The sequence below is a fragment of the Pseudomonas sp. PvP028 genome (assembly GCF_017832255.1).
Taxonomy (GTDB): Bacteria; Pseudomonadota; Gammaproteobacteria; order Pseudomonadales; family Pseudomonadaceae; genus Aquipseudomonas; species Aquipseudomonas syringae.
This window is the reverse complement of sequence record NZ_JAFIBL010000001.1, coordinates 429,870-440,000: the sequence shown is the minus strand read 5'-3', so window position 1 is coordinate 440,000 and position 10,131 is coordinate 429,870. Positions and strand designations below refer to the sequence as shown.

Annotated in this window: 4 protein-coding genes, 2 tRNA genes and 2 rRNA genes; 4 read left to right on the top strand and 4 right to left on the bottom strand. The window is 56.3% G+C overall.

The window, feature by feature from the left end:
* Positions 1 to 78 precede the first annotated feature (78 nt).
* The 4 genes from JOE34_RS02010 (at position 79) to rrf (ending at position 3,694) form a co-directional block, all read left to right on the top strand.
* Positions 79 to 155: transfer RNA gene (locus tag JOE34_RS02010), tRNA-Ile, on the top strand.
* Between the two features lie 54 nt (positions 156 to 209).
* Positions 210 to 285, top strand: a tRNA-Ala gene (locus JOE34_RS02005).
* Between the two features lie 242 nt (positions 286 to 527).
* A 23S ribosomal RNA gene (locus JOE34_RS02000) occupies positions 528 to 3,420 on the top strand.
* A gap of 158 nt (positions 3,421 to 3,578) precedes the next feature.
* Positions 3,579 to 3,694: ribosomal RNA gene (gene rrf / locus JOE34_RS01995) — 5S ribosomal RNA — on the top strand.
* Between the two features lie 132 nt (positions 3,695 to 3,826).
* Here rrf and JOE34_RS01990 read toward each other — a convergent pair.
* From JOE34_RS01990 to mksB, 4 genes are all read right to left on the bottom strand, one after another.
* Entirely contained in the window at positions 3,827 to 5,074 is a 1,248-nt protein-coding gene (locus tag JOE34_RS01990) for a right-handed parallel beta-helix repeat-containing protein (protein ID WP_046267082.1), read from the bottom strand.
* 173 nt (positions 5,075 to 5,247) lie between these two features.
* The gene (mksF, locus tag JOE34_RS01985) at positions 5,248 to 8,067 is read right to left on the bottom strand and encodes an Mks condensin complex protein MksF (RefSeq protein WP_003391215.1); all 2,820 of its coding nucleotides are present in this window, start codon (positions 8,065 to 8,067) and stop codon (positions 5,248 to 5,250) included.
* Positions 8,064 to 8,771, bottom strand: coding sequence for an Mks condensin complex protein MksE (mksE, locus tag JOE34_RS01980; RefSeq protein ID WP_003319438.1), 708 nt, complete (start codon positions 8,769 to 8,771; stop codon positions 8,064 to 8,066). The genes mksF and mksE overlap by 4 nt, the downstream gene beginning before the upstream one ends.
* Entirely contained in the window at positions 8,761 to 10,038 is a 1,278-nt protein-coding gene (mksB, locus tag JOE34_RS01975; protein WP_003404706.1) for an Mks condensin complex protein MksB, read from the bottom strand. The genes mksE and mksB overlap by 11 nt, the downstream gene beginning before the upstream one ends.
* Positions 10,039 to 10,131 lie beyond the last annotated feature (93 nt).

Genomic DNA, 10,131 nt, shown 5'->3' with positions numbered 1-10,131 from the left:
CGACTCAGCTGCACCATAAGCACCCACACGAATTGCTTGATTCATTGAAGAAGACGATTAGAAGCAGCGCCCGAGTTCGGGTCTGTAGCTCAGTTGGTTAGAGCGCACCCCTGATAAGGGTGAGGTCGGCAGTTCGAATCTGCCCAGACCCACCAGTTTACTGGTGAGATAGCTGGTCAGAGAGACGCCTCCACGGTATGTAGAAATACGGGGCCATAGCTCAGCTGGGAGAGCGCCTGCCTTGCACGCAGGAGGTCAGCGGTTCGATCCCGCTTGGCTCCACCACTTACTGCTTCTGTTTGAAAGCTTAGAAATGAGCATTCCATTGATCTTGATGATCAGTGCCTGAATGTTGATTTCTAGTCTTTGATTAGATCGTTCTTTAAAAATTTGGGTATGTGATAGAAAGAAATATAGACCGGGCACCTCTTTCACTGGTGCGTGTCCGGGCTAAGGTAAAGTTTGTGAAATGCAAACTTTCGGCGAATGTCGTCTTCACAGTATAACCAGATTGCTTGGGGTTATATGGTCAAGTGAAGAAGCGCATACGGTGGATGCCTTGGCAGTCAGAGGCGATGAAAGACGTGGTAGCCTGCGAAAAGCTTCGGGGAGTCGGCAAACAGACTGTGATCCGGAGATGTCTGAATGGGGGAACCCAGCCATCATAAGATGGTTATCTTGTACTGAATACATAGGTGCAAGAGGCGAACCAGGGGAACTGAAACATCTAAGTACCCTGAGGAAAAGAAATCAACCGAGATTCCCTTAGTAGTGGCGAGCGAACGGGGACCAGCCCTTAAGTTGTATTGAGATTAGCGGAACGTTCTGGAAAGGACGGCCATAGTGGGTGATAGCCCTGTACGCGAAAATCCCTTTGCAATGAAATCGAGTAGGACGGGGCACGAGAAACCTTGTCTGAATATGGGGGGACCATCCTCCAAGGCTAAATACTACTGACTGACCGATAGTGAACCAGTACCGTGAGGGAAAGGCGAAAAGAACCGCGGAGAGCGGAGTGAAATAGATCCTGAAACCGTATGCGTACAAGCAGTGGGAGCCCACTTGTTGGGTGACTGCGTACCTTTTGTATAATGGGTCAGCGACTTATTTTCAGTGGCGAGCTTAACCGAATAGGGGAGGCGTAGCGAAAGCGAGTCTTAATAGGGCGTCTAGTCGCTGGGAATAGACCCGAAACCGGGCGATCTATCCATGGGCAGGTTGAAGGTTGGGTAACACTAACTGGAGGACCGAACCGACTACCGTTGAAAAGTTAGCGGATGACCTGTGGATCGGAGTGAAAGGCTAATCAAGCTCGGAGATAGCTGGTTCTCCTCGAAAGCTATTTAGGTAGCGCCTCATGTATCACTGTAGGGGGTAGAGCACTGTTTCGGCTAGGGGGTCATCCCGACTTACCAAACCGATGCAAACTCCGAATACCTACAAGTGCCGAGCATGGGAGACACACGGCGGGTGCTAACGTCCGTCGTGAAAAGGGAAACAACCCAGACCGTCAGCTAAGGTCCCAAAGTCATGGTTAAGTGGGAAACGATGTGGGAAGGCTTAGACAGCTAGGAGGTTGGCTTAGAAGCAGCCACCCTTTAAAGAAAGCGTAATAGCTCACTAGTCGAGTCGGCCTGCGCGGAAGATGTAACGGGGCTCAAACCATGCACCGAAGCTACGGGTATCATCTTTTGATGATGCGGTAGAGGAGCGTTCTGTAAGCCTGTGAAGGTGAGTTGAGAAGCTTGCTGGAGGTATCAGAAGTGCGAATGCTGACATGAGTAACGACAATGGGTGTGAAAAACACCCACGCCGAAAGACCAAGGTTTCCTGCGCAACGTTAATCGACGCAGGGTTAGTCGGTCCCTAAGGCGAGGCTGAAAAGCGTAGTCGATGGAAAACAGGTTAATATTCCTGTACTTCTGGTTATTGCGATGGAGGGACGGAGAAGGCTAGGCCAGCCTGGCGTTGGTTGTCCAGGTTTAAGGTGGTAGGCTGAGATCTTAGGTAAATCCGGGATCTTAAGGCCGAGAGCTGATGACGAGTGTTCTTTTAGAACACGAAGTGGTTGATGCCATGCTTCCAAGAAAAGCTTCTAAGCTTCAGGTAACCAGGAACCGTACCCCAAACCGACACAGGTGGTTGGGTAGAGAATACCAAGGCGCTTGAGAGAACTCGGGTGAAGGAACTAGGCAAAATGGCACCGTAACTTCGGGAGAAGGTGCGCCGGTGGAGGTGAAGCATTTACTGCGTAAGCCCCTGCCGGTCGAAGATACCAGGCCGCTGCGACTGTTTATTAAAAACACAGCACTCTGCAAACACGAAAGTGGACGTATAGGGTGTGACGCCTGCCCGGTGCCGGAAGGTTAATTGATGGGGTTAGCGCAAGCGAAGCTCTTGATCGAAGCCCCGGTAAACGGCGGCCGTAACTATAACGGTCCTAAGGTAGCGAAATTCCTTGTCGGGTAAGTTCCGACCTGCACGAATGGCGTAACGATGGCGGCGCTGTCTCCACCCGAGACTCAGTGAAATTGAAATCGCTGTGAAGATGCAGTGTATCCGCGGCTAGACGGAAAGACCCCGTGAACCTTTACTATAGCTTTGCACTGGACTTTGAATTTGCTTGTGTAGGATAGGTGGGAGGCTTTGAAGCGTGGACGCCAGTCTGCGTGGAGCCAACCTTGAAATACCACCCTGGCAACTTTGAGGTTCTAACTCAGGTCCGTTATCCGGATCGAGGACAGTGTATGGTGGGTAGTTTGACTGGGGCGGTCTCCTCCTAAAGAGTAACGGAGGAGTACGAAGGTGCGCTCAGACCGGTCGGAAATCGGTCGTAGAGTATAAAGGCAAAAGCGCGCTTGACTGCGAGACAGACACGTCGAGCAGGTACGAAAGTAGGTCTTAGTGATCCGGTGGTTCTGTATGGAAGGGCCATCGCTCAACGGATAAAAGGTACTCCGGGGATAACAGGCTGATACCGCCCAAGAGTTCATATCGACGGCGGTGTTTGGCACCTCGATGTCGGCTCATCACATCCTGGGGCTGAAGCCGGTCCCAAGGGTATGGCTGTTCGCCATTTAAAGTGGTACGCGAGCTGGGTTTAGAACGTCGTGAGACAGTTCGGTCCCTATCTGCCGTGGACGTTTGAGATTTGAGAGGGGCTGCTCCTAGTACGAGAGGACCGGAGTGGACGAACCTCTGGTGTTCCGGTTGTCACGCCAGTGGCATTGCCGGGTAGCTATGTTCGGAAAAGATAACCGCTGAAAGCATCTAAGCGGGAAACTTGCCTCAAGATGAGATCTCACTGGAACCTTGAGTTCCCTAAAGGGCCGTCGAAGACTACGACGTTGATAGGTTGGGTGTGTAAGCGCTGTGAGGCGTTGAGCTAACCAATACTAATTGCCCGTGAGGCTTGACCATATAACACCCAAGCAATTTGCGTCGAACGACCAGATTGCGGTGACTGTGAAGATGACACGAACCGAAAGTTTGCGTCACGAACGACACCTGAAACAGCTTGCTATCACATACCCGATTTGCTGAAGCGCGCCGCAGGGCACGATTCGGTACCCGAATTTCTTGACGACCATAGAACATTGGAACCACCTGATCCCATCCCGAACTCAGTAGTGAAACGATGTATCGCCGATGGTAGTGTGGGGTTTCCCCATGTGAGAGTAGGTCATCGTCAAGATTAAATTCCAGAAACCCTCATCGCTTACGCGTTGAGGGTTTTTGTTTGTCTGGGGTTCCAGAAACCTCTGCATTCTCTATCTGGCTCATCTCATTGCAATGCAGCCGCATTGGCGCCAGATACCCCCAAGGTTTAGTGAAACGCCCCCATCCCTGCCAGTCTGCTGCCCGCTCGCAGGTGGAAGCTGCGCAGCACCGGCAGGCTTCCGTCCGGCTGACGTGGCGCATCCCACCCCGTATCCGAGACATCCTCAAAGTCTGCGTCGGTTATCGACGTTGGCAACGTCCATGAGTTGTGTGCCATATCCAGTCCTTCGGTGTTGACGGTCAAGCGTCCCTTGTAAGCGATGTTGTTGGACAGGTTGCCGAGAGGGATCAGCGAACCATCCGGGGCGATACCTGCCATGTTGTAGTTCACGCCATTTGAAAAAGCCGTGTTGTTGATGAAGTCCAGTGCCAGGGTGTGGTGATTGGCATAGAAACCAGCGGACTTATTGTCAAAGGCAACGGAATTACGGACGATATGCTTCACGCCGTCAGGCACATACTTGCCTCCGTAGCCGCCGGCTTTGATGCCATTACCATTGCCTGCTTCAAGTTTTGTGCGCGTGCCAGGCAGGTAACCCTGCTGCCATGCCCACGAGCTCTCGATGGTCACTGGCGAAAAGGCATTGATCAGGTCAAAGCCGTCGTCGGAATTGGCCCACGCTCTGCAACCGCGGAATACATTACCTGGATGGCCTGCCTTGATATGTGCACCGAAGCCGTCTGCACTCTGACCTGCGCCGTTTGAGGTGTAAGGATCGTAGTTGTGGTGAGAGTCGGTATTCAGCACCAGGTTATAACCGCCGTTCTGAATGAACAGGCCGGGTCCCATATTGTGATGCAGATTGAGTTGCTCGAAGGTATTGTGGCTGCCGCTGTTCCAGATCCCCCAGGACTCGTGGTTGAGATGGTTTTCCGGCTGTTGCGGCACGCCTTTCACCTCCAGCCCCTTCAGGTGTAACCAACTACCGGTAACGTTGAAGCCTTTGACGCGACAATCGTCTTTCATGGCCGAGAAATCGAAAACCGGTGTTTCGCCCGGATAGGCCCAGTAGCGTATGGGTTTGTTTTCGCTGCCGCTGTTGTTCAGGGTGATGGCATTCACGGTGTCTGTACGGGTAGCGCAGCGGTTGACGCCTGCTGTGTAGGTATAGACGCCGCCGCGAAAGTACACCGTGTCGCCGGCTTTTGCGGCTTGCTGCGCGCGCATGATGGTGCGCAACGGTGCACCTTTGGTACCCGCAGCGTGATCATCGCCATTGGGGGCCACGTAGTAGTCAGTTGCATGCGCTGTTGCAGCAACGACCAGCAAGACCGTCAGCAATATCGTTCTCATGGGGTCACTCCAAGCTTGCCTGGTGTAATCGTATGCGTGTTCGCTGTACCTCATTATGAATTCGATGAATAAAGAGTCTGTCCGCCGGAGGCCTGCAACAGCGCCTCACCCAATTCAAAGACAATAAAAAAGGCCGCATTCTCATGCGGCCTTCTAACGACAACTTACAGCGCTTACGAGGCCAGTTCAGGAACTTCTGGTTTCACATCGTCACGACGCTGAATGTATTTCCAGTCCGCTTCATCAATGTAGATGCCGTTGGGTCCGCTGCCGCCTTCCAGGTCGATGGCAACGTGAGCCGAGACCTGTGGCTTCACACTGGCCAGAATTGGAACGAAGCCTAGTTGCAGGCTGGTTTCCAGCAGGGCTGCCTGATTCTTCTCGTCGATGTCTGCGGCTTCGTCGAGGTAGTAAGGCAAACGCACCCGACCGGCCTGGTCGCGATCCATCAAGTGCAACAGCAGGTACATGTTAGTCAGTGCCTTGATGGTCATCGTGGTGCCATTGGAGGCCGCGCCATCGATATCGGTGTGGATAACCGGCTGACCGTTGACCTTGGTGATTTCGAATGCCAGCTCGAACAGGTCCTTCAAGCCCAACTGGTTGTGGTTGGCAGCCACAAGCCGGGCCAGATATTCCTTGGCTTCTTCGTTCTTGTTGTCCTGCTCTGCGCTCTGGCTCAGGTCGAAGACCGACAGCGTCTCGCCTTCTTCGTACTGCCCGGCGCTGTGGATGATCTGATCGATGTGCTTGAGCGCTTCCTTGTTAGGGGCGAGCACAATACGGAAGCTTGCCAGGTTCGAGACCTGACGCTTGTTGATCTCGCGGTTGAACAGCGCCAGTTGATGCTCAAGGCTGTCATAGTCGCTACGGATATTGCGCAGGGTACGTGCGATATCCGTCACCGCAGCGCGACGAGCCTTGCCCAGCGTAAGTGCTTCGTCGGTACGGTGCGCGTAGGCATTGATCAATAGCTGCAGGCGACGCTCCATGTCGTCCTCGCTGTCGAACTTGGCCACACCCTTGAGGCGAACCTGTGCGTACAGCGCCTCGATCTGTCCATCGCTGCGCAACAGACCCTGCCAGCTGTCCTGGTAGTCGTTGAGCAGCGGCAACAGGTTATCCATGGAATCGTCGATCGGGTCCATGAACGGTGTGCCGAATGGCAGATCCGCAGGCAGCAACTGACGGCGACGTAGCGCATCGTCCAGCGTACGTTGCTTGGATTCCATATCGCCGATCTGACGTGCGATCAATTGCAGCTTGGCGGACAGTTGCTGAACGCGCTCGGTGAACGCGTCGCTGGAGCGTTTCAGTTCATCCTGAGCGGCTTCCATCTGCGCCAGTTCTTCCAGTTTGGTGGATTCCTCCGCGCTCAAGGTCTGGCAACGGCGGAAGTCTTCAAGCGCCTTTTGAGCATCCAGCACCTGCTGATACAGCGCTTCGGTCTGGGTCTTGCTCGCCGAACGGTCGGCGGCGACAGCCTGCTGGGTTTTCAGTTGTTTGAGTTCTTTCTCCAGTCGCTCTTTCTGATCGCGCAACGCGGCACGATCGGCCAGCGCCTGCAGGGCAGGAGGCTCGATGCTCGACAGGTTGATCGTCAGCCCCGGTACCGCGAACTGATCGCCCTTGAAGCCGTCCAGAATGGTCTCCAGCGATTTGACCCACGCATCGCCATCATCCAGCGCAATGCCTTGCTCACCCAACGGCAGGCTGAACAGCGCGCTGTTGAACAGACGCATCAGACGTTCTACGTCCGGCTGGGAAAACTCTTCACGCAGACGGGCATAGCTGTTGTTGTCCGCATGATCAAGCTGCTGCTTGACCGACTTGAGGCGTTTTTCCAGATCACGCAGACGCTCGTCCAGGTCTTCGGCGCTGAACTGCCGGGACTGGGCCAGCGCACCGGCCAGCTCATCGTGAGCGTCCTTGGCGGCGAGCAGCTGTTGCTCCAGCACCTTGACGTCATCGACCAGCGCAAAACGGTTTTTCAGTACCGACAGCTCGCCGACCCAACGCTGGATGCTGCTGATCTCGCGCTCCAGGCGCATCAGTTCCTGAGTGCTGCTGCGCTGATCGTTCTGCATCTCATCCTGCTGGGCACGGTAATGCTCGGCCTGAATGACCAGCTCTTCCTTGCGCGCACCGGAGTAATCCGACCAGGTGCCGAGCAGTGAATCGAGGATCGGTGACAGACGATGCAGCTTGCCGCGCAACACATCGCGCTGCTTGACGCCAGCGGCCAGCGCCTCGACCAGGGGACCCGCCAGCACCAGCGAGTTGTAGTCCTGTTCCATACGCCGCACATCGCGGAAGGCTTCTTCACAGGCGGCAATATAGTCGACGCTGCCCGAACGCAGGCTGTGCTCGAAAGCATCCAGAAACAGCTGCTTGAGTTTGGCGGCGGTGATTTCACGCATGTGCAGCAGGTTGATGAACAGTGCGCGGAAGGTCTTGAGGCTCTGCTCGCTGGTGGAGCGCAGCGGGATCAAGGTCAGGTCCAGCGGAATCGACGTGTGCCCGCCGACCAGCAGACGGCGCAGTTCGTCAGGCTTGAGCTCGTAGGCTTTCAGGCCTTGGCTTTCCAGGTTGCTGAACAGCTCTTTCTGACGCAGGCAGGTGTCGTTCTTCTGGTAATGACCCAGATCCAGCTCGCCGGCATAGGCGAAGAACTGGTGGCCGAAGCCGCCGCCCGGACCGCGACCCACGACGCCGATGACATGCGGGCCGTGAGGCAGGGAAACTTCCACCAGAATGTAGCTGGTGTCGGAGGCGAAGTAGAAGCGCCGCGATTGTTCCAGACTGTACTTGCCGAAGCTCATGTCCGACATGCGCGCCAGAATCGGGAATTGCAGGGCGTTGATCGAGGCGCTTTTACCGAGGTTGTTCGCGCCGTATACCGACAGCGGATTTTCCAGCGGGAACAGGCCAAGGCTGTAACCGGCAGTGTTCAACAGGGCAAAGCGGCGGATGCCATAACGTTCCTGGCTCATGTGTCCATCTCCTGTCGTTGCTCATCGGCGATTGCCCGGGCCAGCGCCTCTTCCTCGGTCTCTTCGCCGAATTCAGCCAGGTCCAGCGGGTCATCGGTTTCCAGCAGCTTCTCGTCGCTGTCGTCATCGATGAGCACAGGCGTCGGCAGGGGCAGGGCGCTATGCAGGCTGGCGGCCAGATCGCGGTCCTGTTGCACCGACAGGCACACATCGAGAAAACGGTGCATCGGCGGCAGGAAGCGGTAGATACCCACTTCCTCACTGGCAAAGCCCAACTGCGTCATGCGGCGCATGATCTTTTCTTCGAGCTCTTCCGGGGTCTGTACTTCAGCCTGGAGAAACAGGTCGCGGTACTTTTCCAGCATCGAAGGCAGCTCGTCGCGGCCCAGGCTGCCACCGTCGAGCACCGACATGGGGTCACGGCCCTGATCTGCCAGATGTTCAACGAGGATGAAGGTGAACAGCGCCAGGCGCTGGGCGGTCTTGTTGACCTGCGCAGCAGCCAGTTCAGGCACGAAATAATAAAAGCCACGCGTATCGCAGACCAGTTCGAAGCCCAGTGCCTTGAACAGCGTGCGGTACTGGTCCTGGCAATTGGAGAGCTGGGCGTACAGCTCCGGGTCGCGGCGGCTGATGTGATAGCCCTTGAACAGCTCGCGAAAGATCGGCGCGAGCTGGGACATTTCGGATAGATCAAGATGCATGAACGGTGCTCTCGGAATGCTCGGCCTGCTCGTCTTTTGCAGCGAGCAGGGCAAAGGAGCGCAGGCTGACGCGGTGCTCCCGGGTGAAATATTCGCGACGCTCGAGGCGTTCACGGGCGAAGCGCTTGTCCCGCGACAGGCGCGAGAACCAGTAGAGCAGCTCGTCGGTCTCGCCGGTCGGCTCCTGCTCCAGTAACCAGACCATCAGGTCAGGCATCGGCAAGGCGTCTTCACAGCGTTCGAGCATCTCCTTGACCGTACGCGGTGCGCGTGGCGCCTGGCCCTTGCGGGTGCCGCTGGCCTTGGGGAATCTCGCGGGTTTGGGTTCAAAGCGCGCCAGGGCATACACGTAGGCCTCGACCTGGCTGGCACTGCCCAGGAATGTGCTTTGCGGACGGGTGAACATCGGCATGGCAGCCTGAGGCACTGCATCCAGCCCTTTGCGGCGAATGGCAGACAAGGCCAGCGCCGCGCCGCGGGTCACCGCGTTATGGCGCCGCGCTTCCTCACGCAGTGGCAGCAGCAGTTCGCGTGCATGGCGCAAGGTCAGCTGGGCACTGGTCTGCATTTCCAGAATGCGCGCATGGGTACGCAGCAGCATGTCGTCGTCGACCAGATGACCGAGACGTTGTTGCTCGGTCAGCAGGCGCAGCAGGACGTTCTCGACCTTGCGTACGCCCTGTTCGAACGCACCGTCTGCGTTGACCAGTTGAATCATCGGCTCGACGTATTCGTCCCACGTCGCCAGCACTTCGGCATAACGCTGGCGCAACGGGATCTGCCGGTCACTGGTCTTGGCCCGGTCGGCCACGGCGACCAGCGCCTGTTCGTCGTTGGCGAGCTTCTTGAGTACGTCGCGCACGCGCATGTCCAGCAGGCGCAGCTGTCTGGCCAGGTCGTTGGCGTCGCGAACCTCGAACGCGTCTTGAATGTAGCCGGCCAGTCGCTCCAGGTGGCGCAGGTAGGCTTCGATTTCCAGGCACAGGCCCAGACGGTGCTCGCGGCGCAGGTACGACAGGAAGTCATGGATCTGTGCGTTGAGCTCGAAACGGTTCGGGCTTTTCGCGACGGGCACCAGAATGTCCAGACGGATCCACACGTCCAGCAGATTGGTGATGTCTTGCGGAGTGCTGTCCTGCTGCTGAGCGCCCAGTTGCAGGCGCAGCTCGCTCAGGCTCAACGTACCCTGGTCGAAATGTTCGCATAAGGGCTCAAGGAGCGCCCAGTGCTCGGCAAGGGCGCGCAGAACGCGCTTGGGTTCGATCATCGTTAGGCCGACTGTTGGCAAGTGAAAAGCGGCAATTGTACTGCATCAGCCGACTGATATTTCACCTGCGGGCGATATGCTGCAGCGCAAAAA

Coding starts and splice junctions, on each gene's coding strand:
- mksB (WP_003404706.1), bottom strand. CDS start 10,038: ATGATCGAACCCAAGCGCGTTCTGCGCGCCCTTGCCGAGCACTGGGCG.
- JOE34_RS01990 (WP_046267082.1), bottom strand. CDS start 5,074: ATGAGAACGATATTGCTGACGGTCTTGCTGGTCGTTGCTGCAACAGCG.
- mksE (WP_003319438.1), bottom strand. CDS start 8,771: ATGCATCTTGATCTATCCGAAATGTCCCAGCTCGCGCCGATCTTTCGC.
- mksF (WP_003391215.1), bottom strand. CDS start 8,067: ATGAGCCAGGAACGTTATGGCATCCGCCGCTTTGCCCTGTTGAACACT.